At 65.8% G+C, this 22,346-nt stretch carries 23 protein-coding genes and 1 pseudogene; 23 read left to right on the top strand and 1 reads right to left on the bottom strand.

Annotated features, from left to right (window positions below; all coding sequences use genetic code 11):
* Positions 1-3 precede the first annotated feature (3 nt).
* From murB to IEX61_RS01150, 16 genes and pseudogenes are all read left to right on the top strand, one after another.
* Positions 4-966: a UDP-N-acetylmuramate dehydrogenase gene (gene murB / locus IEX61_RS01225; protein WP_188816602.1), complete on the top strand. Its 963-nt coding sequence runs from the start codon at positions 4-6 to the stop codon at positions 964-966.
* Positions 967-1,070: 104 nt separating this feature from the next.
* The gene (locus IEX61_RS01220) at positions 1,071-1,814 is read left to right on the top strand and encodes a cell division protein FtsQ/DivIB (protein WP_188816576.1); all 744 of its coding nucleotides are present in this window, start codon (positions 1,071-1,073) and stop codon (positions 1,812-1,814) included.
* A 144-nt stretch (positions 1,815-1,958) separates the two neighbouring features.
* The gene (gene ftsA / locus IEX61_RS01215) at positions 1,959-3,194 is read left to right on the top strand and encodes a cell division protein FtsA (protein ID WP_054670789.1); all 1,236 of its coding nucleotides are present in this window, start codon (positions 1,959-1,961) and stop codon (positions 3,192-3,194) included.
* A 12-nt stretch (positions 3,195-3,206) separates the two neighbouring features.
* Positions 3,207-4,286 carry a cell division protein FtsZ gene (ftsZ, locus tag IEX61_RS01210; RefSeq protein ID WP_054670792.1) on the top strand — a complete coding sequence of 360 codons (1,080 nt, stop codon included), beginning with the start codon at positions 3,207-3,209 and terminating at the stop codon, positions 4,284-4,286.
* 159 nt (positions 4,287-4,445) lie between these two features.
* Positions 4,446-5,366, top strand: a pseudogene (spoIIGA, locus tag IEX61_RS01205) (sigma-E processing peptidase SpoIIGA); the annotation flags it as partial.
* Positions 5,345-6,067, top strand: a complete 723-nt coding sequence (sigE, locus tag IEX61_RS01200) for an RNA polymerase sporulation sigma factor SigE (protein WP_054670798.1) — start codon at positions 5,345-5,347, stop codon at positions 6,065-6,067. The pseudogene spoIIGA and the gene sigE, both read left to right, overlap by 22 nt.
* A gap of 66 nt (positions 6,068-6,133) precedes the next feature.
* A complete protein-coding gene (gene sigG, locus IEX61_RS01195; RefSeq protein ID WP_054670803.1) occupies positions 6,134-6,910 on the top strand; it encodes an RNA polymerase sporulation sigma factor SigG in 777 nt (258 codons plus the stop codon).
* Between the two features lie 130 nt (positions 6,911-7,040).
* Positions 7,041-7,322, top strand: coding sequence for a YlmC/YmxH family sporulation protein (locus IEX61_RS01190; protein WP_188816575.1), 282 nt, complete (start codon positions 7,041-7,043; stop codon positions 7,320-7,322).
* Positions 7,323-7,442: 120 nt separating this feature from the next.
* Positions 7,443-8,255: a peptidoglycan editing factor PgeF gene (pgeF, locus tag IEX61_RS01185; RefSeq protein ID WP_188816574.1), complete on the top strand. Its 813-nt coding sequence runs from the start codon at positions 7,443-7,445 to the stop codon at positions 8,253-8,255.
* A gap of 33 nt (positions 8,256-8,288) precedes the next feature.
* On the top strand, positions 8,289-9,044 hold the full coding sequence (locus tag IEX61_RS01180; RefSeq protein WP_054669641.1) for a YggS family pyridoxal phosphate-dependent enzyme: 756 nt from the start codon (positions 8,289-8,291) through the stop codon (positions 9,042-9,044).
* Positions 9,045-9,047: 3 nt separating this feature from the next.
* Complete coding sequence (locus tag IEX61_RS01175) at positions 9,048-9,485, top strand: cell division protein SepF (protein WP_054669637.1); 438 nt, start codon at positions 9,048-9,050, stop codon at positions 9,483-9,485.
* A 22-nt stretch (positions 9,486-9,507) separates the two neighbouring features.
* Entirely contained in the window at positions 9,508-9,786 is a 279-nt protein-coding gene (locus tag IEX61_RS01170; protein WP_054669634.1) for a YggT family protein, read from the top strand.
* Positions 9,783-10,559 carry a YlmH family RNA-binding protein gene (locus IEX61_RS01165; RefSeq protein ID WP_054669631.1) on the top strand — a complete coding sequence of 259 codons (777 nt, stop codon included), beginning with the start codon at positions 9,783-9,785 and terminating at the stop codon, positions 10,557-10,559. The genes IEX61_RS01170 and IEX61_RS01165 overlap by 4 nt, the downstream gene beginning before the upstream one ends.
* Positions 10,560-10,636: 77 nt before the next feature.
* Entirely contained in the window at positions 10,637-11,113 is a 477-nt protein-coding gene (locus IEX61_RS01160; protein ID WP_054669629.1) for a DivIVA domain-containing protein, read from the top strand.
* Between the two features lie 487 nt (positions 11,114-11,600).
* Positions 11,601-14,387 (top strand): isoleucine--tRNA ligase, encoded by a 2,787-nt coding sequence (gene ileS / locus IEX61_RS01155; RefSeq protein ID WP_188816573.1) that lies wholly within the window; start codon positions 11,601-11,603, stop codon positions 14,385-14,387.
* Between the two features lie 185 nt (positions 14,388-14,572).
* Positions 14,573-14,950 carry a PH domain-containing protein gene (locus IEX61_RS01150; protein WP_054669626.1) on the top strand — a complete coding sequence of 126 codons (378 nt, stop codon included), beginning with the start codon at positions 14,573-14,575 and terminating at the stop codon, positions 14,948-14,950.
* A 6-nt stretch (positions 14,951-14,956) separates the two neighbouring features.
* Here the strand turns inward: IEX61_RS01150 and IEX61_RS01145 are convergent, their stop codons facing one another.
* Positions 14,957-15,310 carry a hypothetical protein gene (locus IEX61_RS01145; RefSeq protein WP_229725569.1) on the bottom strand — a complete coding sequence of 118 codons (354 nt, stop codon included), beginning with the start codon at positions 15,308-15,310 and terminating at the stop codon, positions 14,957-14,959.
* Positions 15,311-15,401: 91 nt separating this feature from the next.
* On the opposite strand from IEX61_RS01145, the gene IEX61_RS01140 reads away from it, so the two are divergent.
* The 7 genes from IEX61_RS01140 to pyrC all read left to right on the top strand — a co-directional run bounded on the left by IEX61_RS01140 (position 15,402) and on the right by pyrC (position 22,332).
* Positions 15,402-16,157, top strand: coding sequence for a TraR/DksA C4-type zinc finger protein (locus IEX61_RS01140; protein WP_188816571.1), 756 nt, complete (start codon positions 15,402-15,404; stop codon positions 16,155-16,157).
* Between the two features lie 76 nt (positions 16,158-16,233).
* A complete protein-coding gene (lspA, locus tag IEX61_RS01135; protein WP_188816570.1) occupies positions 16,234-16,686 on the top strand; it encodes a signal peptidase II in 453 nt (150 codons plus the stop codon).
* 57 nt (positions 16,687-16,743) lie between these two features.
* Positions 16,744-17,664, top strand: coding sequence for an RluA family pseudouridine synthase (locus tag IEX61_RS01130; protein WP_054669610.1), 921 nt, complete (start codon positions 16,744-16,746; stop codon positions 17,662-17,664).
* A gap of 216 nt (positions 17,665-17,880) precedes the next feature.
* Positions 17,881-18,450 (top strand): bifunctional pyr operon transcriptional regulator/uracil phosphoribosyltransferase PyrR, encoded by a 570-nt coding sequence (gene pyrR / locus IEX61_RS01125; protein ID WP_054669648.1) that lies wholly within the window; start codon positions 17,881-17,883, stop codon positions 18,448-18,450.
* Between the two features lie 221 nt (positions 18,451-18,671).
* A complete protein-coding gene (locus IEX61_RS01120; RefSeq protein WP_054669607.1) occupies positions 18,672-20,006 on the top strand; it encodes a solute carrier family 23 protein in 1,335 nt (444 codons plus the stop codon).
* A 26-nt stretch (positions 20,007-20,032) separates the two neighbouring features.
* Positions 20,033-21,052 carry an aspartate carbamoyltransferase catalytic subunit gene (locus tag IEX61_RS01115; protein WP_188816568.1) on the top strand — a complete coding sequence of 340 codons (1,020 nt, stop codon included), beginning with the start codon at positions 20,033-20,035 and terminating at the stop codon, positions 21,050-21,052.
* Entirely contained in the window at positions 21,040-22,332 is a 1,293-nt protein-coding gene (pyrC, locus tag IEX61_RS01110) for a dihydroorotase (RefSeq protein ID WP_188816567.1), read from the top strand. Before IEX61_RS01115 ends, pyrC begins: the two co-directional genes overlap by 13 nt.
* The last annotated feature ends 14 nt before the right edge of the window (positions 22,333-22,346 follow it).

Here is a 22,346-nt window from a genome sequence, read left to right as displayed (position 1 = left end):
CGCATGCGCAAGGACGCGTGCGGGACGGCGAGGAGGGATGGCGCGGTGTACGAAGAGGTGGTTCGGGAACTGCAGGAAGCCGACGTCGGGCGGGTGGCGCTGGGAGAGCCCCTGTCCCTCTACACGACGTGGAAGATCGGCGGGCCGGCCGACGTGTGGGTGGAGCCGAAGGACGTCGCGGCGCTCCAGCGCGTGCTGGCCATCGTGCGCGCCCACGGCGTTCCGTGGACGGTGATCGGACGGGGGTCCAACCTTCTCGTGCGCGACGGCGGCATTCGCGGGGTGGTGTTGAAGCTGGACAAGGGCTTCGACTATGCCCATTTTGAAGGGGATCGGGTGCGGGCCGGAGCGGCCTTTTCGGTCATCCGCCTCGCCGTGCTCGCCGGGAAAGAAGGGCTGACGGGGCTCGAGTTTGCCGGCGGGATCCCCGGGTCCGTCGGCGGCGCGGTGTACATGAACGCCGGCGCGCACGGGTCCGACATCTCGCGCGTGCTGAAAGAGGCGACGGTGCTCTTTCCCGACGGCACGCTGCGCACGCTGACCAACCGGGACCTCGCCTTCCGGTACCGCACGTCGCGGCTGCAGGAGGAGCCCGGCATCGTCTTGGAGGCCACGTTTCAACTGGCGCATGGCGACCGCAAGGAGATCGCCCGCGTGATGGCCGAGTACAAGGACCGGCGCCGGCGCACGCAGCCCCTCCAGCAACCTTGTGCGGGCAGCGTCTTTCGCAATCCGCCCGGGGACCACGCCGGTCGGCTGATCGAAGCGGCGGGCCTCAAGGGGTACCGCATCGGCGACGCGCAAATCTCGCCCATCCATGCCAACTTTATCGTCAACCTGGGGCAGGCCACTGCACGCGACGTGCTCGCCCTCATCGCGCACGCCCAGGAGACGGTGGCCAAGCGCTTTGGGGTGGCCCTTGAGCCGGAGGTGCTCATCATCGGCGAACCGGCGCCGCGCGTTTGATCCGCATGTCCGGCGCCGAAACGGGAAAAAGGTCTTCTTGCGCGCCGCCGAAGCGGTGCTATAATGGAACTAGCGTTTTTGCCCGCTCCCAAAGGGTGGTGCACATGGAACGGATTCCTCAGGTGAAACCCGTACGCCGTCGCAAGGCGAACCGCAGGGCGCTTGTCTTCTTGGCGCTCTTTTTTCTTTCCCTTGCCACCTTCTTGTTTGTCCGCTCGCCGTACAGCAAAATTCATGCCGTGCACGTGACGGGGACGCATCTCCTTTCGCCGGGGGAGGTGATCCGCCAATCGGGCCTGGTGCCCGGCCATACGCTGATCCTGTTCTCGGCGGATCGCGTGCGGGAGCGCCTCGCCCGGCTTCCGGAAGTGAAGGAGACGGCGGTGGCATGGCGCTGGCCGAATGAGGTGGAGATTGCCGTGACGGAGCGGGCCGTATTGGCCTATGTCGTGCAGAACGGCCAACACGTGCCCCTGCTCGAAGGCGGCGTGCTCCTTTTCCATCGTGCCGGCAAAGGGCCCTATGTGGATTTGCCCCTGGTAACCCGTTGGGAGGAGCCGCGGCGCCTTCCGCAGCTTGCCGCGGGGTTGACCAAGCTCCCCGCTGCGGTCCGGGAACGGCTTTCGGAAATCCAGCTGGTTCCGACGGCGGCCTATCCCGATCGCGTGCGCCTCTATACGCGCGAAGGGTTTGTCGTCTACACGTCGCTGGCGCACCTGGCGGACAAGCTGGCGGCCTTGCCCCAGCTCCTGGACGACCGCCTGCGGGAAAATCCGCAGGAGCGCGGGGTGTTTTACCTCTTTGACGCGATGTGGTACGAGGGGACGGCAAAGACGGCGGACGAGTGAACCCTCAGAACATTGTGGCGGCGCCCCGGCGCGGAGATGTGAGCGCCTTCGGGCCAATTGCGATTTTTGTGCGAAACAAGCAGGGAAAGGCCCGCTCCTGTTGAATGGTACTAGTAATGCAGGTTGGGTAGGAGGTGCCACCGGTTGCGCTACAGCAACGTTCTGGTCAGCTTGGACATCGGGACCTCACGGATTCGCGTGATTATCGGCGAAGTGAAAAACGGCGCGATACACATCATCGGAGTGGGCACGTCGGTTTCCGAAGGGCTGAAAAAAGGGGCCATTGTTGACATAGATCAAACGGTGCAAGCCATCCGTGCCGCCGTTCAGCAGGCGGAAAGAATGACGGAAGTTCCCATTCGCGAGGTGTTTGTCGGCATTTCCGGCGAACACGTCCAGCTCGTTCCGACAGAGGGCGTGGTCGCGGTCTCAAGCGAGGACCGCGAGATTCGCGACGAAGACGTCATCCGCGTGGTGCAGGCGGCTAAGGTGGTGGCCATTCCCCCCGAACGGGAGATCGTCGATGTGGTCCCGCGCGAGTTCATCGTCGACGGCCTGCGCGGGGTGAGCGACCCCCGGGGCATGATCGGCGTCCGCTTGGAAATGGAAGGGTACCTCATCACCGGCGCCAAAACGGTGATCCACAATCTTTTGCGCTGTGTGGAACGCGCCGGCCTTTCCCTTGCCGGCCTCTTTTTGGAGCCGCTGGCCGTGGCGGAAATCGCCCTGACCAAAGACGATCGCCAGTTGGGCGTGGCGCTGGTCGACGTGGGCGCCGGCGAGACGCAGGTGTCTTTGTTCCAGCACGGCGACCTGGTGAAGATGGGCACGGTGCCGCTCGGCGGCGACCACGTGACCAACGACATCGCTTATGGCCTGCGCACGACGACGGAAGAGGCCGAGCGGGTCAAGCTGAAGCACGGCTGCGCGCTGATCGACGAGGCGTCGGAGACCGAAACGTTTCGCGTTGCCAGCATCGGCTCCGATCACGAGGTGGAGTACAACCAGGTGTACCTGGCGGAAATCATTGAGCCGCGCATGGAGGAGATCTTCCTCCATGTGCGCAAAAAGGTCCTGGAGATGGCCGGCAAAGACCCCGCCGGCGGTTATGTGTTGACGGGGGGATCGATGGCCATGCCTGGCGTGTTGCGGCTGGCTCGCGAGACGCTGGGCGCGGCGGTGCGCGTCGCCATTCCCGACTACATCGGCGTGCGCGACCCCGCCTACACGACAGGGGTCGGCCTGATCCAGTTTGCGGCGAAACAGATGGCCCGCCTCGGGGCGTACGAGGCGGCGGCGACGAAGCCAAAGAAGCGCCCGGCAAAGGCGTCCTCCGGCGTGTTCGAACGCGTGAAGAATTGGCTGAGCGAGTTTATCTAAGGGGGAACCGCTATGTTCGAGCTTGACTTTGAAATGGACCAGCTGGCGCAGATCAAGGTGATCGGCGTTGGGGGCGGGGGATCCAACGCTGTGAACCGCATGATCGAAGTGGGTGTTCAGGGTGTTGAATTCATTGCCGTCAACACCGATGCGCAGGCCCTGAAGCTATCCAAGGCGCCCGTGCGCCTGCAGATCGGCGAAAAGCTCACGCGGGGCCTCGGCGCGGGGGCCAACCCGGAGATCGGCAAAAAGGCGGCCGAAGAGAGCCGCGAGATGATCGAAAACGCGCTGCGCGGCGCCGACATGGTGTTCGTGACGGCCGGCATGGGCGGCGGCACGGGAACGGGTGCGGCGCCGGTCATCGCCGAGATCGCCCGCGAGCTCGGGGCCTTGACCGTCGGCGTGGTGACGCGCCCCTTTACCTTTGAGGGGCGCAAACGCGCGGCCCAGGCCGAAAGCGGCATTGCCGCGCTGAAGGAAAAGGTGGACACGCTGATCGTCATTCCCAACGACCGGCTGCTGGAGATTGTTGACCGCAACACGCCGATGCTCGAGGCGTTCAAAGAGGCGGACAACGTGTTGCGCCAGGGCGTGCAGGGCATTTCCGACCTCATCGCCGTCCCGGGGCTCATCAACCTCGACTTTGCCGACGTGAAGGCGATCATGAAGGAGCGCGGTTCGGCGCTCATGGGCATCGGGATCGCGTCGGGGGAAAACCGCGCGGCCGAAGCGGCGAAGAAGGCCATTTGCAGCCCGCTCCTCGAGACCTCGATCGACGGGGCCAAGGGGGTGCTGATGAACATCACCGGTGGCACCAACCTCAGCCTCTACGAGGTGAACGAGGCGGCCGACATCGTTTCCTCCGCCGCCGACCCGGACGTGAACATGATTTTCGGGGCGGTCATCAACGAGGATCTGAAGGACGAGATCATCGTCACGGTCATCGCCACCGGCTTCGACGAGGCGAAGAAAGCCGCGCCGGTGCGCACGCCGCTGGCCGAGCCGGAGCGTGGCGATTTGCGCCATTTGTCGTCGGCAACCGACAACCTCGACGTGCCGACGTTCCTGCGCAACCGCAGCCGGCGCAAATGATTCCGCACGTTGCGGATGAAGTTTGGCGTCGAGTCCTGCCACCGGGACTCGATTTTTTTTTGGCTCCGCTCGACGCGTTTTCCCTCCGTGTCCACAGGGCGCTGTGCTACCCTGAAGGTACGCGCAAAGGGGGGGTGACGGCGTGGGGTCGTCTACCTTGACCTCGTGTTCCTGCTGAACGTCGTCGCCGACTGGTTGCTCTTGTACCTGACGGCGGTGTTTCGCCGGCGAACCGTTCGCCTGTGGCGCTTGACGGCGGCGGCGACGGTGGGCGCCGCCTATGCCTTTGTGGTGCTTCTCCCGCCGCTGCCCGTGGCGGTGCTCCTGCCGCTCAAAGTGGCCCTATCCGCCACCCTCATCCTCGTCGCCTTCGGCGGGCGCAACCCGCGCACCTTCCTCTCTGACCTGGGCGTCTTCTACCTCGTGTCGTTCATGGCCGGCGGCGCGGTGTACGGGCTGCGCTTTTTGCTCGATTCGCCCGTGGCCGTCAAGAACGGCGCGCTCGTGACGAGCGGACATCCGGCGATGCAGTGGGGGTGGATCGTGGCGGGTCTGGCCGCCATTGGATGGCTCGCCCGCAAAGGGTACGGGGCCATCGAGACGGGTCGCCTCCAAGCGGCGTCGCGCGTCATCGTCACGGTATGGGTGGACGGGAAAGCGGTCACCTGCCCCGGATTGGTCGACACGGGCAACCGGCTGCAGGATCCCCTGTCCGGACGCCCCGTGCTGGTCGTCGAAGCCGACGTTCTGGCGCCGCTCTTTCCGGACGGTTGCCCGCCGCTTGTGGAAGGCGAGGCGGAGGACGCGTGGTGGGAGCGCCTGCCCGACGCCTGGAAGGCGCGGGTGCGCCCCGTCTTTTTCCGGACGCTTTCCGGTGAAGGCGGCATCCTGTGGACCGTCCGTCCGGATCGGGTGGTCATAGCCCAAGGCGACCAAGCATATCATTCCACTGACATCCTCGTTGGTTGGCGGTCCGCTCCCCTTTCCAGCGACGGGCAGTTTCGCGCCATCGTCCACCCGCACCTGTTGCGCCAGTCCCTTGCGAGAGGAGGACAGCCATGTTCACCCGAGTCCGCTTGAGCCTTCGCCTGTGGTGGCTTCGCCTGCTGCTTTGGTTGGGTCTGCGATCCGACGAGGTGTACTACATCGGGGGACACGAAGTTTTGCCGCCTCCGCTGACAAGGGAAGAAGAGGAATACCTGCTGCAGCGCCTGCCGAGCGGGGATCCCGCCGTGCGCTCCATGCTCATCGAGCGCAACCTGCGGTTGGTCGTGTACATCGCGCGCAAATTTGAAAACACCGGCATCCACATCGAGGACTTGATCAGCATAGGCACGATCGGTCTCATCAAAGCGGTTAACACCTTTGATCCGGAAAAGCGGATCAAATTGGCCACCTACGCGTCGCGGTGCATTGAAAACGAGATCTTGATGTTCCTCCGCCGCAACAACAAGGTGCGCTACGAGGTGTCCATCGACGAGCCCCTCAACGTCGACTGGGACGGCAACGAACTCCTCCTGTCCGACGTGCTCGGCACCGACAGCGACGCGATTTACCGCAACATCGAGGAAAAGGTCGACCGCACCCTGCTCAAGAAGGCCCTCGAAAAGCTGAGCGAGCGGGAGCGGCTGATCATGGAATTGCGCTACGGCCTAAGTGGCGGCGAGGAGATGACGCAGAAGGACGTGGCCGACTTGCTCGGGATCTCGCAGTCCTACATCTCGCGCCTGGAAAAGCGCATCCTCAAGCGGTTGCGCAAGGAGTTCAACAAGATGATGTGAGGCGCATAGTTTCCCTCCCCGCGGGGATACTGTCCAGTAACGCTCCGCTTGAGGAGGGAAACGCCGTTGGGTCGGAACAAGGTCGAAATCTGCGGTGTGGAAACCTCGACGTTGCCGGTCCTGACGAACGAGGAGATGCGCCAACTGTTTCGCGAGCTGCAAAGCGGAGATGACGCGGCGCGGGAAAAGCTGATCAACGGCAACCTGCGCCTTGTCCTCAGCGTGATCCAGCGGTTCAACAACCGCGGGGAGTACGTCGACGACCTGTTTCAGGTGGGTTGCATCGGGCTGATGAAAGCCATCGACAACTTCGACCTTTCCCAAAATGTCAAGTTTTCGACCTACGCCGTGCCGATGATCATCGGCGAAATCCGCCGCTACCTGCGCGACAACACGCCGATCCGGGTCTCGCGTTCGCTGCGCGACATCGCCTACAAGGCGCTGCAGGTGCGCGACCAGCTGACGAGCAAGCACTCCCGCGAGCCGTCGATCCAGGAGATCGCCGAGGTGCTGGGCGTTCCTCCGGAGGATGTGCTCTACGCCCTGGACGCCATTCAGGATCCCGTTTCCCTCTTTGAGCCCATCTACCAGGACGGGGGCGATCCCATTTACGTGATGGACCAGATCCGCGATGATCGGCACAAGGATGTCCACTGGGTCGAGGAGATCGCCCTCCACGAGGCGATGAGCAAGCTGAGCGAGCGGGAAAGGCTGATCGTGTCGATGCGCTTTTTCGAAGGCAAAACGCAGATGGAGGTGGCCGAGGAGATCGGCATCTCGCAGGCCCAGGTCTCGCGCCTGGAGAAGGCGGCCATCGCGCAGATGCAAAAATACGTGAACTGATCGTCCGCTTCTTCCGCACCGTTTCCCGGTGCGGCTTTTGTTTTCTGTGTGCGCCGCCTTTGCGGCAATCAAGTCTGTTGCGCCGGTCACATATACTGAAGGGACAGCGTGGGGGAAGGGGGAGCCTTTCGTGCTCAAGGCGTCGGAATTTCAGACCAAGGATGTGGTGAATGTCAGCGACGGCCGGCGCCTCGGTCAGGTCCACGACTTGGAGCTCGATGTGGTCAGCGGGCGGGTGCAGGCGATCATCGTGCCGAGCGGCGGCCGGTGGTTTGGCCTGTGGGGAGGGGGGAACGAATACGTCATCCCGTGGCGGAACATTGTGAAGATCGGCAAGGACGTCATTCTCGTCCGCCTCGACAACGGGTACGAAGAGAAGCCGGCTCGCCGCACCCCCGACGAGGCGGGGTAGCGGACACGCCCCACGCGGGTTTCTGGCCGGAGGGTTCTTGACGCGGGGGTGGCGGCGTGCGAACGACCGCCTCCGTGCGCGCGGCACGGAGTATGGTAAAATGATGGGGGAGGCGTGGCCATGGAACCCTTTGTGTGGCAAGAGAACGGGATCCTTCGCCTGAAGGCGTGGGAACGGGCCTATCCCCTCGTGGCCGGCATGACGTCGCGCGCCCATCCGGACGGCGGGCCGGAGCCCTTCAACCTCGCCCTGCACGTGGGCGACGACCCCCAGCGCGTCCGGGCGCGGCGGGACGCGCTGTGCGAGGCGCTCGGCTTGCCGCCGGAGGCCTTCACGTGCGCCGAGCAGGTGCACGGAAGCCGCGTCGTCCGCGTGACCCCACAGGACCGGGGGCGTGGACGCCTGGCGCGCGAGACGGCCTTTCCCGCCACCGACGGGATGCACACGGATGTTCCCGGCGTTTTGCTGGTCGCGTTCTTTGCCGACTGCGTGCCGCTTTTCTTCCTGGACCCGATCCGCCGGGTGATCGGTTTGGCCCACGCCGGATGGCGCGGCACGGCGCAGGATGTGGCCGGGGAGATGGTGCGCAGCCTGGTCGCCCACTACGGCACGCGGCCCCGGGATCTTCGCGTCGCCATCGGGCCGTCGATCGGTCCGTGTTGCTACGAAGTGGACGAGCGGGTTGCCGCCGCGCTGCGGACGACCTTTGGCGGTGAGGTTCCGGACGGCGTGCTCACCGCCAATGACGAGGGACGCTATTGGCTTGACTTGCGCGCGGCAAACCAAAAGTTGTGCGAACGAGCAGGAATTTTGCCGGAAAACATCGAAATGACGTCTGTGTGCACGGCGTGCGCGACGGACCGCTTCTTTTCCCATCGCGCGGAAAAGGGGCGCACCGGGCGCATGGCCGCCTTTGTGGCATGGACCGGATAACGGCTTCGGGTTCGAAATCGATGGACAAGCGCCATGGCGCAAGATGCGTGCGAGGTGAACGGCGTGACCCTTGCGGAACGGCTTGCGGCCGTCAAGCGCCGCATCCGAGAAGCGTGCCGGCGCAGCGGTCGCCGCGAAGACGAGGTCACCTTGGTGGCCGTCACGAAATACGTCGACGCCGAAACGGTGCGCGCGCTGCTCGACGCCGGGGTGACCGACGTCGGTGAAAACCGCGTCCAGGACGCGGTGCCGAAATGGGAGGCCCTCGGCGGGCGCGGCGTGTGGCACTTTATCGGCCGCCTGCAGACAAACAAGGTGAAGGACGTTGTCGGCCGCTTTGCCTATGTGCATTCCCTTGACCGCATGGCGCTTGCGGAGGAACTGGAAAAGCGGGCCCGACAAAAGGATGCGGTCGTGCGCTGTTTTTTGCAGGTGAACGTGTCGGGTGAGGCCACCAAGGCCGGCGTTCGCCCCGATGCGCTGTTTGATTTTGCCCGCGAAGTGGCCAAGCTGTCGCGCCTGCGCGTGGTCGGGCTGATGACGATGGCGCCGATCGTCGACGATCCGGAGGAAGCCCGTCCGGTGTTCCGCGCGCTGCGCGAGTTGCGGGACGCCCTGCGCGATCAGGGCATCCCGGGCCTTGATCCGGTGCACCTGTCGATGGGCATGTCGGGCGATTTTGAAGTGGCGGTGGAAGAAGGGGCAACCTTCGTGCGCATCGGCTCGCTCTTGTACCAATCCGATCCGGGTGAGCCTGCCGTTGAACCGGGGCATACGGAGGAGGGGTGACGAATGGGCATGATGAACCGCCTGTTGGGGTTTTTCGGGCTGCAAGACGAGGTGACCGAGGAACGCGTCCTCGTCACCCAGGGGGAAGAGGAGGACGAGGCGCCCGCGGTGCCGTCGCGGCCGGTGCGGGGGCGGGGCAACGTGGTGAACCTGCACGCCGTGCGCTCGGCGGGCGCGCAGGTGATCCTGTGCGAGCCGCGTTCCTATGAGGAAACCCAGGAGATCGCCGACCATCTGCGCAACCGCCGCGCGGTGGTGGTCAACCTCCATCGGGTGACACCCGAGATGGCCAAGCGGATCGTCGATTTCCTGAGCGGGACGGTGTACGCCATCGACGGGCTGATCCAGAAGGTCGGCCCGCAGATTTTCCTGTGCACGCCGGACAACGTGGAGGTGCACGGGACGATCACCCACCCCGACGCGCCGAAAACGGAACGATAAGCGACATCCTGTGAGGTGGCCTATGGCGGACGTCATTCACCAGATCGTCGACATCGCCTTTGAGGTGTACATGTTCCTGATTTTCGCCTATGTGCTGATGTCGTGGCTCCCCCAACTGCGCGAGACCCCCCTTGGCCAGCTGCTGGGACGGCTTGTGGAACCGTACCTGCGCCCCTTCCGCCAGATCATCCCGCCGATCGGCATGTTCGACCTGTCGCCGATCGTGGCCGTCTTCGCCCTGTACTTCGCGCGCATCGGCGTGCACACCGTGCTCAACCTGCTCCTGGGCGATGCGGCATGAGCGATCGCCTGCAGCATGTTCGCCCCGAAGAACGCCCCTTTGCCGAGCGGTGCCTGGAGTGGGCGGAGACGGTTGCCGCGCGGCGCGCGCCCAAGCTGACGCCGTTTCTCGATCCGCGCGAAAAATGGATCGTGCGGACCCTCATCGGCGGACGGACTTCGGTGTCCGTTTCGTTTTTTGGCGGGTATGACGGGGCGGAACGCGAACGGGCCTTGATCCATCCCGATTTCTGGTGGCCAGAGCCGGGCGACTTTCGTGTCGCCGCCCTCGCGGTGGAGGCCAATCGGCGGTTTGTCCGCCTGACGCATCGCGACGTGCTGGGGGCGCTCGTCTCCCTCGGCCTCAAGCGCGACGTGTTCGGGGACATCCTCCTCACCGCGGCCTCCTGCCACGTGCTCGTGGCGGAAGAGATCGCCCCCTACGTCTGCCAACACCTGACGCGCATCCATCTGGCGCGCGTTCGCGTGGAACCGATTCCCCTCGAAGCCCTGCGCGTTCCCGAACCCGAAACGGAGGAGGAAACGCATTCCGTCGCCTCGATGCGCCTCGATGCCCTCATCGCCGCGGTGTGGCGCTTTTCCCGGGGCAAGGCTGCCCTACGCATTCGCGCCGGCGACGTGAAGGTCAACTGGCGCATCGCCGACGATCCCGACGAGACGCTGGGCGAGGGGGACGTCGTGTCGGTGCGCGGGTTCGGGCGCTTTCGCGTGGCGGAGGTGGGCGGCCCAACGCGCAAAGGCCGCCTCGTGGTACGCGTTGCCAAATTCCGCTAGGGCAGCGGATGCAGGAGGAGTTTTTCAAAACTTGTCGAATACTCTCTGTCGAACGTTCGCGATGGAGGTGTCGAGCGTTGCCCCTGACGCCGCTGGACATTCACAACAAGGAATTCAGCCGCGTCTTTCGCGGATACGACTGCGACGAAGTGGACGAGTTCCTCGACCAAGTGATCAAGGACTACGAAGCCCTGATCCGCCAAAACCAGGAGCTTGAGGCCAAGGTGCGCGAGTTGGAGGAGAAGCTCGCGCACTTCACGAATATCGAGGAGAGCCTGGGCAAGTCGCTCCTGGTGGCCCAGGAGACGGCCGAAGAAGTGAAGATGAACGCGCGCAAGGAAGCGGAGCTCATCGTCAAGGAAGCGGAGAAGAACGCCGACCGGATCATCAGCGAGGCGTTGGCCAAATCGCGTCAGATCGCCGCGGAGATCGAGGAGCTGAAAAAGCGCGCCGCGGTGTACCGGACGCGTTTCCGCAATCTCTTGCAGGCGCAGCTCGATCTCTTGGAAAGCGACGAGTGGGACCAGCTCATTTTAAACGAAGACGCATCGTGACGCGCCCCAATCCTTGACCGAGTGGCCGATTTTCCGTATAGTATAGGAGAAAATCGGCAATCCTGAGATTGTCTTTTTTACCCAGCCCCACAAATCGCCAAACGACGATGAGTGGGACGAGTAGCCGCTCAAGCCAACCCCAAGCGAGCCGGGGACGGTGCGAGCCCGGCGGTGGCAGGCGGTGAACATCCCCCACGAGTCGCCTCCCGAACGGCGCCGTGCGTCCATCGTCCGAGGCAACGGCCCATTTCGTGCCCGACGCGGCGGCCGCTGGATCGGACGATGACCGCAGGGCTTCGCCCCAGTAGGGAGTGCCGGGTGATGCCCGTTACGCATCGCGAAGGGGGAAGCGGCCATCTGCAACGCCGCAAAGGAGGCCGTTTCCAACTAGGGTGGTACCGCGGGAAGCCTTCTCGCCCCTAGGGCGCGAAGGCTTTTTTCGTTGAACGGCGAGGTGGCATCAAGGTTTTCGGACGGAGGGAAGGCCATGGATTACAGCAAAACGCTCAACCTGCCGCAGACGGATTTCCCGATGCGCGCCAATCTGCCGAAACGCGAGCCGGAGATCCAGCGTTGGTGGGACGAGATTGACATCTACGCCAAGGTGCAGGCGCGCACGAAGGGGCGGCCGAAATTCATTCTTCACGACGGGCCGCCGTACGCGAACGGCGACATCCACATCGGCCACGCCCTGAACAAGATCCTCAAGGACATCATCGTCCGCTACAAATCGATGAGCGGGTACGACGCCCCCTACGTGCCGGGATGGGATACCCACGGGCTGCCCATCGAGCACGCCGTCGTGACGAAGGAGGGGGTGGACCGCAAGGCGATTCCCATCCCCGAATTCCGCAAGAAGTGCGCCGAGTACGCCCTTTCCTATGTGGAGCGGCAGAAGGCCCAGTTCAAGCGCCTCGGCGTGCGCGGCGACTGGAAGAACCCCTACATCACCCTGAAGCCGGAGTACGAGGCGCGGCAGATCCGCGTCTTTGGCGAAATGGCCAAAAAGGGGTACATCTACAAGGGGCTGAAGGCGGTCTACTGGTCGCCGTCGTCGGAGACGGCCCTGGCCGAGGCGGAGATCGAGTACCGCGACAAGCGCTCGCCGTCGCTGTACGCCCTGTTCCCCGTGGCCGACAGCAAGGGGAAGGTGCCGGCCGACGCCTATGTCGTCATCTGGACGACGACGCCGTGGACGATTCCGGCCAACCTCGGCATCGCCGTGCATCCGGAGTTCGACTACGTGCTCGTGCGCGCGGGCGACAGGCGGTACGTCCTGGCCAAGGGCCTGCTGGAGAACGTGGCCCAAACGGTCGGGTGGCGTGATCCGCAGGTGGAGGCCACGTGGAAGGGGAAGGAGCTGGAAGGCGTCGTCTGCCGCCATCCCTTCTACGACCGGCCGTCGCCGATCGTGCTGGGCGAGCACGTCACCCTCGACGCCGGGACCGGCTGCGTGCACACGGCGCCGGGCCACGGCGAGGAGGACTTCGAGCTCGGCAAGAAGTACAACCTCGGCGTGCTGTGCCCGGTGGACGAGAAGGGGTACATGACGGCGGAGGCCCCGGGCTTTGAGGGGCTCTTCTACGACGACGCCAACAAAGTCGTCACGCAGAAGCTGGAGGAAGCCGGCTGCCTCCTGCACCTCGGCTTCATCACCCACCAGTACCCCCACGACTGGCGGACGAAGAAACCGGTCATCTTCCGCGCCACCGAGCAGTGGTTCGCCTCCATCGACGGTTTCCGCCAGGAGCTGCTCCGGGCCATCCAGGACGTCAAGTGGATCCCCAAGTGGGGGGAGACGCGCCTGTACAACATGGTGGCCGAGCGCGGCGACTGGTGCATTTCCCGCCAGCGGGTGTGGGGCGTGCCGATCCCCATCTTCTACTGCCGCGCCTGCGGTAAGGCGATCATTACTGACGAGACGATCGACCACGTGGCCGAACTCGTGCGGCAGCACGGCTCGTCGGTGTGGTTTGAGCGCGACGAGAAGGACCTCCTGCCGCCGGGCTTTGCCTGCCCGCACTGCGGCGGCAGCGCCTTCCGCAAGGAGACGGACACGATGGACGTGTGGTTCGACTCCGGCTCCAGCCACGAGGCGGTGCTGCGCGAGCGCGAGGAGCTGGCTTGGCCGGCGGACCTTTACCTCGAAGGGTCGGACCAGTACCGCGGGTGGTTCAACTCCTCGCTCACCACGGCGGTGGCCGTCCACGGCCGGGCGCCGTACAAGGCGGTGCTCAGCCACGGCTTCACCCTGGACGGCGAGGGGCGGAAGATGTCCAAGTCCCTGGGCAACGTCATCGCCCCGCAGGATGTGATGGACAAGCTGGGCGCCGACATCCTCCGCCTGTGGGTGGCCTCGGTGGATTACCAGGCCGACGTGCGCATCTCCGACGCCATCCTGGCCCAGATCGCCGAGGTGTACCGGAAGATCCGCAACACCTTCCGCTTCCTCCTCGGCAACCTGAAGGACTTCAACCCGGCCGCCGACCGCGTGCCGGACGACCAGCTTGAGGAGCTTGACCGCTTCATCCTCGCGCGCAACGAGCGCGTCAAGGCGCGGGTGCGGAAGGCCTACGACGCCTACGAGTTCCACACCGTCTTCCATGCCGTGCACAACTTCTGCGCCGTCGACCTGTCCGCCTTCTACCTCGACGTGTGCAAGGACCGCCTGTACGTCGAGGCGGCGTCCAGCCCGCGGCGCCGCGCGGCCCAGACGGTGCTCTACGACATCCTCCTCGATCAGGTGAAGCTGATCGCGCCGATTATCCCGCACACGGCCGACGAGGTGTGGCGGCACATCCCCGGTGTGGAGGAAATCAGCGTGCAGCTGACCGACATGCCGGAAGTGCGCGCCGCGCGGCTCGACGAGGCGCTGGAGAAGAAGTGGGAACGCTTCCTCGACCTGCGCCATGAGGTGATGAAGGCCCTCGAGGAAGCGCGCCGCCAGAAGGTGTTCGGCCATTCCCTCGGCGCGGCGGTGGACCTGTATCCCGAGCCGCACGTGCACGACTTCCTGCAGCAGTTTGACAACCTGGCCGAGCTGTTCATTGTGGCCAAGGTAACGCTGCACGCGCCGGACGATGCGGCGCCGGCCGACGCCCTGAAGCTGGAAGGCCTCGCCGCGAAGGTGACGCCGGCCCCGGGCGAAAAGTGCGAGCGCTGCTGGATCGTGACGCCCGACGTGGGGCAGGACGCCGACCACCCGACGCTCTGCCTGCGCTGCGCCACCATTGTGAAGACGCACTACGCCCACGTGCTGCAGGAACAGCAGTAATCGGCGGCGGCCGGACACGGGCCGGAGCGCCATCCCCTGTTCCGGCGCTGCGATCTTCGCGATCGACCTGCACAACGCGCCCACCGACCGGGGCTTTCCTGGAACGGTGGGCGCGTGATTTGTATGGAGGGATTGACGTAGGATAAAGGGGGAAACGACAGAAAACGGGGAAAGGAGGGAGCGAAATGGGGCTCTTTGACGGGTTGATGGGCAACGCGCAGGAGGTCGATCCCGCGCAGGCGCAGAAGGAGTTGGCGCCGATCCTGGCCGACGACGAGCGCATCGAGAAGGCGTACAAGGTGCTGCGCGACGCCTTTGTCTTCACGAACAAGCGGCTGATCCTCATTGACAAGCAAGGCCTGACGGGGAGAAAGACGGAATACCGGTCCATTCCCTACCGCAGCATCACCCAGTTCAGCGTGGAGACGGCCGGGTTCTTCGACGCCGACGCCGAGCTGAAGATCTGGGTGTCGGGCCAGGCGGAGCCGATCACCAAGGAATTCAAAGGCAGCACGAACATGCACGCCCTGCAGAAAACGCTGGCGACGTACGTGGCGAAATGAAACCGCTTAGGCCAGCGCACGGCGGAGGAAGTCGACCGTCATCCGCAGGGCCTCGTCCAAATGGGGCGTGGATCCGGAGAAGGGATGGACGGCGCCGAAGGTGTGGTTGGCCCCTTCGATGACGCGGAAGGTGTGGTGCGGTTCGGCCGCCTGCAGCGCGCGGAAGCCGTCGACCAGACGAGGATGGTCGTGATCGGCTTTTGGCGCCCGTCGTCCACGGCCCGCACCTCTCCGCGAAGGGTGAGGTTGTCGCCGACGGCGAAGGCGAAGGGGGCTGTTGTGACCGTCCTGTTGCTCATGGAACCGCCTCCTTGCTGGGACCGTTTGCCGCGCCCGGGCGCGGTAAGGCCATTGTACCACGCGGGGGCGGATCGGGAAGGGGGCGTTGGGTTGTTGCCGCCGAAAATGGCGCATACTAGGGTCAGCCTGCTTGTTGACGAGGAGGACGACAATGGATCGGGCACAGCTGGCCCATTTTCGCGCGCTTCTCGAGCAGGAGCGCGACGCCATCCGTCGGCGGCTTTCGGAAAACGACCACTACGGCCTGGCCAGCCCGCTGAGCACGACCACCGGCGAGTTGGCGGCCTACGACAACCATCCGGCCGACTTGGGGTCGGAGATGTATGAACGGGAGAAGGATGTCGCCCTGCTCGAGCACGACGAGCGACAGCTCGAAGCCATCGAGCGGGCGCTGGCGCGCATCGAAGCGGGCACCTATGGGCGGTGCGAGGTGTGCGGGGAGCCCATCCCTCTTGAGCGGCTGGAAGCGTTGCCCACGGCGCACACCTGCGTCGAATGCACCCGCGACGCCCGCGTCTCCGAGCGCCGGCCGGTGGAAGAGGAGGTGCTGGCGCCGCCCTTTGCCCGAACCTTCGACGTGCAAAACGAGAGCGTGGTGTACGACGGCGAGGACGCGTGGCAAGACGTGGCCCGCTACGGCACGTCGGAGCCGCCGGACTTTTTCCGCGACGGCTACGATTACGACCACCTGTACCTGAACGCCGACGAGCCGGTGGGCTACGTCGACCAGGTGGAAGGCTTTGTCTTCGTCAATGAGGAGAACAACGACATCGACTTTGTGCGCAACGAGGCGTACGAAGCGTACGTGCAGGCCGACGAGGGCGATGCGACGAACATGGTGGGCGCCGAGGACGAGCGCATCCGCCGGATGATCGCGCGCGTCGAGCGCTTGGACGACGAGCGGTAACGCGTTGTTCCGCCTCCCCCGTTGTGCTACAATGGCAACGTCACCTTCACCTTGTCCGCGACGGGGAGGAAGGGCTTTGTGGCCGTACGTTGTTGCCGCATCGGTCTTTGCCGTTGACCAGCTCACCAAGTGGGCCGTGATCCGCTTCATGGAGATGGGCGAGAGCATTCCGATCTGGGAGGGCGTGTTCCACTTGACGAGCCACCGCAACCGCGGCGCCGCCTTTGGCATCCTGCAGGGCCAGCGGTGGCTGTTCGTTTTGATCACCGTGGTGGTGGTGATCGGGGTGATCGCCTACCTGAACCGCACGCGTAACCGGCGGCCTCTGGTGGCCACGGCCCTGGCGCTGCTCTTGGGCGGGGCCCTCGGGAATTTGGTGGACCGCATCCGGTTCGGCGAAGTGGTCGATTTCCTCGACGCGCGCCTCATCAACTTTCCGATTTTCAACGTGGCCGATTCGGCCATTGTCATCGCCGTCGCGCTGCTGCTGTGGGACATGTGGGGAGCGAGCCGCAACACAACCGGGTGAGGCTGCCCGGCTTTTTTCGTTCCGGACCTTGGGCACGAGCAAGGAGTCGTGAGCGGGATGGAGAGAGAGCTGGTGTACGAGTGGACGGTGGAGGAACCGGACGTCGGGGAACGCATCGATCGCTTTCTTGCTGCCCAGGAAGAGGACTGGTCGCGCGCGCAGGTGCAGAAATGGATAAAGGAGGGGCGGGTGACGGTCAACGGGGAGCCGGTCAAGGCCAACTACCGGCTGGAGCCGGACGACGAGATCGTTCTCCGCGTGCCGCCGCCGAAGGACCTGGCCGTCGAGCCGGAGCCGATGGAGCTGGACATCGTGTACGAGGACAGCGACGTAGTGGTGGTGAACAAGCCCCGCGGCCTCGTCGTGCACCCGGCACCGGGCCACCTGTCGGGGACCCTCGTCAACGGTCTCTTATACCATTGCCGCGATCTCTCGGGCATCGGCGGCGTGCTACGCCCGGGCATCGTCCATCGCATCGACAAGGACACCTCGGGGCTCCTCGTGGTGGCCAAAAACGACCGCGCCCACCTGTCGCTGGCCAGGCAGTTTAAGGACCACACCGTCACCCGTCGGTACGTGGCCTTGGTGCATGGGGAAGTGGCCCACGACCGCGGAACGATTGACGCGCCGATCGGCCGCGACCCCCACAACCGCCAGCGCATGGCGGTGCTCCCCAAGACGGGGAAGCACGCCGTCACGCACTTTGCGGTGTTGGAACGTTTCCCGGGGTACACGCTGCTCGAGCTGAAGCTGGAGACGGGGCGCACGCACCAGATCCGCGTGCACATGAAGTTCATCGGCCACCCGGTGGTCGGCGATCCCAAATACGGTCCGCGCAAGACGCTGCCCATCGACGGCCAGGCCCTGCATGCCGGCGTGTTGGGCTTTGTTCACCCGCGCACCGGGGAATACCTCGAGTTTCGCGCGCCGCTGCCGGAGGATATGGAGCGGCTCCTTCTCCAGCTGCGCCACGCTTGACAGCGTCGCGCAACCATGCGATAATGCAGAGGAACGCATCGCGCCTTTAAGTTCAGTCCCGTGAGGCTGAAAAGGCGTCGGACCGCGCAACCGATTCGCACAGCGAAGATGAACCTGGGCGAATGCAACCCGGTGTGCCCGCAGAGGGGCGGTTTTCACCGGGAAGGGAACGGCGTGTGACGCGCTTTCTGCCTCGCGGCGGAAAGCGCCTTTTTTGTGGGCGCGAGAGGGAGGGAGACGAACGTGACGGTGATCCTGGACGAGGCGGCCATTCGCCGCGCCTTGACGCGCATCGCCCATGAGATTTTGGAGCGCAACAAGGGCGTCGACGGCTGCGTGCTGGTCGGCATTCGCACGCGGGGGATCTACCTCGCCCGGCGGCTGGCCGAGCGCATTGCGGCCATCGAAGGCGTGCACGTACCGGTTGGGGAGCTGGACATCACCCTCTACCGCGACGACCTGTCGCTGAAAGGCGGCGACCAGCCTAAGGTGCGCGGTTCGCACATCCCGGTGGACGTGACGGGCAAGACGGTCATCCTCATCGACGACGTGATCTACACCGGGCGCACGGCCCGCGCCGCCCTCGACGCGATCATCGACTACGGGCGGCCGCGCAGGATCCAGCTGGCCGTGCTCATCGACCGCGGCCATCGCGAGCTGCCCATCCGACCCGATTACGTGGGCAAAAACGTGCCCACAGCGCGCAACGAGATCGTCGACGTTCAGCTCGTGGAGGTGGACGGCCAGGACCAAGTGGTGCTGCGCAAAAGAGAGACAACCGCATAAGGCCGCCTTCGCCGCTCGAAAAGAGGGCCAAGCGCGGACCGGAACGGCAGAACCCTTTTAATTCAGTCCCGTGAGGCTGAAAAGGGGTTCGGCGGAGCGAAGCACGCCCTGCTTGCGCATGGCGTGCCCCTCGCGGCATGCTCGTCGCAACCTCTTTGCGCCTCGCGCAGAGAGGTTTTTTTGTGCCCGCAAGCCTCGATTCCCAAAAGGAGGATGTGTCCATGAACGGAAAAGGCTATGTCGATGTCCATGAGCGTCCGGCGTTCAGCCGGCTGATTCCCTTGAGCGTCCAGCATCTCTTCGCCATGTTCGGGGCCACGGTGCTCGTGCCGATCATCACCGGTCTCGACGTCAGCGTGGCCCTGCTCACCAGCGGCCTCGGCACGCTGCTCTTCCTCGCGCTGACCAAAGGCAAGGTGCCCAACTATCTCGGTTCGTCCTTCGCCTTCATCGGGCCGATTCTGACGGTGTCGGCGGAGCACGGCAAGGGCACGGCGCTCCTCGGCTGCCTGCTGGCCGGGCTGGTGTACACCGTCGTGGCGGCGGTGGTGGCCCGAACAGGCGTTGGCTGGCTGAACCGCCTCCTTCCGCCGGTGGTGATTGGAGCCGTCGTTGCCGTGATCGGGCTGAGTTTGGCGGGGGTGGCGGTCAACTGGGCCGTGCACGATCCGGCCAACCCTGAGCGGTATTCACTGGCGGCCGTGGAGGTGGCCCTCGTCACCCTGGCGGTTACCCTCGCCGCGATGACGGCCTTTCGCGGCTTCCTGTCGCTGATCCCTGTCCTGGTGGGCATTGTCGGCGGGTACGCCTACGCCGCGCTGCGCCACCCGGCGATGATCGACGCCCACGCCATCGCCAAGGCCCGCTGGTTCATCGATCCGGTCGCCTTTGTGCAGCAGAAGCTCCTCGTCGGCGAGGTGCTGGCGGCGATGGCCGACCCGGCGAAATGGCTGGCTGCTCTGGTGATCGTCCCCGTCGCCTTCGTCACCCTGACCGAGCACATCGGCCACCTGCTCGTGACGGGCAAGGTGATGGAGCGCGACCTGATGCGGGATCCCGGCCTGCATCGCACCCTGCTCGGCGACGGGCTGGCCACGTCGCTGGCGGCCTTCCTCGGCGGCCCGCCGAACACCACCTACGGCGAGAACATCGGCGTGCTCGCCATCACCCGCGTCTTCAGCCGCCACGTCATCGCCCTGGCCGCGGTCTTCGCCATCGCCTTCGCCTTCTGCGAGAAGCTGAGCGCGGTGCTGCAGCAGACGCCGAAGCCCGTCCTCGGCGGGGTGATGATCCTCCTCTTCGGCATCATCGCCGTCCAGGGGCTGCGCATGTTCGTCGAGCACCGCACCGACTTTTCCGACCGGCGCACCATGGCCATCGCCGCCGTGGTGCTGGTGGCGGGCATCGGGGGTTTCAAGCTGGAGCTGCCGGGGCTGGCCGTCGACAACATCGCCATGGCCACCTTCCTCGGCATGCTGCTGGCAGCCCTCCTGCCGGGCAAACGGCAGGAGGAGGCGCGTCCCGAGGCGGCGCCAGCCAAGGCGCGCGTGTCGTGACGAAACGGGCGAAAGGAGGATTCCCCATGGCGACGGCAATCCGAAATCCGCGTCCGAATCCTGCGCCCGACCGCAGGCACCCCGTGGATCCGGCGGCTGCACCTGCGCGCGGCGGCCCGTCGAATGGCAAGGCGGGCGGGCACGACCTGATCGGCTTGAAAGAGCTGTCCCCGGAGGCCATCTGTGCCCTGCTCGACCGCGCCCAGTGGTGGGCCGAGCATCCCCACGCGCGGAGCGACGCGCTGCGCGGCCGGTTTGTGGCCAACCTGTTCTTCGAGCCGAGCACGCGCACGCGGTTTTCCTTCGAGGTGGCGGCGAGGCGCCTCGGCGCCGACGTGCTCAACTTCAGCGCGGCGACGAGCAGCGTGCAAAAAGGGGAAAGCCTCTACGACACGCTGCGCACGCTGGAGGCGATGGGCGTGGAGGCGGCCGTCGTGCGCCTGGCGGAACCCGGCGTGCTGGCGGAGCTGGCCCCGCGCCTGGCCATGCGCCTCGTCAACGCCGGCGACGGGGCGAACGAGCACCCAACCCAGGCCCTCCTCGACATGCTGACCATCCGCCAGCGCTTTGGGCGCCTCGAGGGGCTGACGGTGGCCATCATCGGCGACATCGCGCACAGCCGCGTGGCGCGCTCCAACCTGTACGGGCTAACGAAGTTCGGCGCCCGCGTCCTCTTCGCCGGGCCGGAGCCCCTTCTCTGGCACGGCCACGGCGGTCTGGCCGAGGTGGTGTCCGTCGATGAGGCGGTGGAGGCGGCCGACGTGGTGATGATGCTCCGCGTGCAGCGGGAGCGCCACGTCGACCCGGCGGCGGTGCCGGAGGATTACCTGGCGCGCTACGGGCTGACGGTGGAGCGGGCGCGGCGGATGAAGCCCCATGCCGTGATCCTGCACCCGGCGCCGGTCAACCGCGGGGTGGAGATCGCCGACGAACTGGTGGAAGACCCGCGCGCGCTCATCTTCCGCCAGGTGGAAAACGGCGTGGCCGTGCGCATGGCCGTCCTCGAGCGGGCCGTACAGGGAGGCGATGCCGGATGGGCCTCGTGATTCGCGGTGGCTGGGTCCTCGACGAACGCGGCCACCCAAGGCGGCGGGACGTGCTCATCGACGGCGGGCGGATCGCCGCCCTCGGCCCTCGCCTGCCCGACGCCGGCCATGACGTCGTCGACGCATCGGGCCTGCTCGTCCTGCCGGGCCTCGTGGACCTGCACGTCCACCTGCGCGAGCCGGGCTTCGAGGCGAAGGAGACGATCGCCACCGGCACGCAGGCGGCGGCGCGCGGGGGCTTCACCACCGTCGCCTGCATGCCGAACACGCGCCCGCCCCTCGACCGGCCGGAGCTTGTCCGCTGGGTGCGCGCGAAGGCGGAGCGGGAGGGGGCCGCGCGCGTGCTCCCCTTCGCCTGCATCACGCGCGAGCAGGCCGGGCGCGAGCTCGCGGACTTCCGTGCCCTGCGCGACGCCGGCGCCCTGGCCGTCACCGACGACGGGCGCGGCGTGCAGAACGCCGCTGTGATGCGCGCGGCGATGCGCGAAGCGGCCCAGCTGGGCCTCGTCGTCGCCGCCCACTGCGAGGACGAGGCCCTGGCCGGCGCGGGGGCGGTGCACGACGGCGCCTTCGCCCGCCGCTTTGGCCTGCCGGGCATCCCCGGGTCGGCCGAGGCGGTGCAGGTGGCGCGGGACATCGCCCTGACCATGGAGACGGGCTGTCGCTACCACGTGCTGCACCTCAGCGCGAAGGAATCGGTGGCCTTCGTGCGGCAGGCGAAGGCGTTAGGCGTGCCGGTGACGGCCGAGGTGACGCCGCACCACCTCCTCCTGTGCGACGCGGACATCCCCGCGCCGGACGCCAACTGGAAGATGAACCCGCCGCTCCGTTCGCGGGAGGATCGGGAGGCGCTGATCGAAGGGCTGCTCGACGGCACGATCGACTTCATCGCCACCGACCACGCCCCCCATACGGCGGAGGAGAAGGCGCGGGACATGGCGGCGGCGCCCTTCGGCATCGTCGGACTGGAGACGGCCTTCCCCCTCCTGTACACGCACCTGGTGGAAACGGGCATCTGCACGCTCCAGCAGCTCGTCGACTGGCTGACCGTCAAGCCGGCGCAGGCCTTCGGCTTGCCCTACGGGCGGCTGGCCGTCGGCGCGGCGGCCGACCTGACGCTGGTTGACCTGGAGGCGGAGCGGGCGGTGGATCCCGCCGCCTTTGCCAGCAAGGGACGCAACACCCCCTTTGCCGGCTGGCGGCTGAAGGGCTGGCCGGTGCTGACGATGCTGGAAGGGCGCGTGACGTGGCAGGACCCGGCGCGGTTTGCCCTGACGTGACAATACAAAACCTT

It is taken from the genome of Calditerricola satsumensis (assembly GCF_014646935.1).
GTDB lineage: Bacteria > Bacillota > Bacilli > Calditerricolales > Calditerricolaceae > Calditerricola > Calditerricola satsumensis.
The sequence above is the reverse complement of the archived record's forward strand: the minus strand, read 5'-3'. Positions and strand labels throughout refer to the sequence as shown.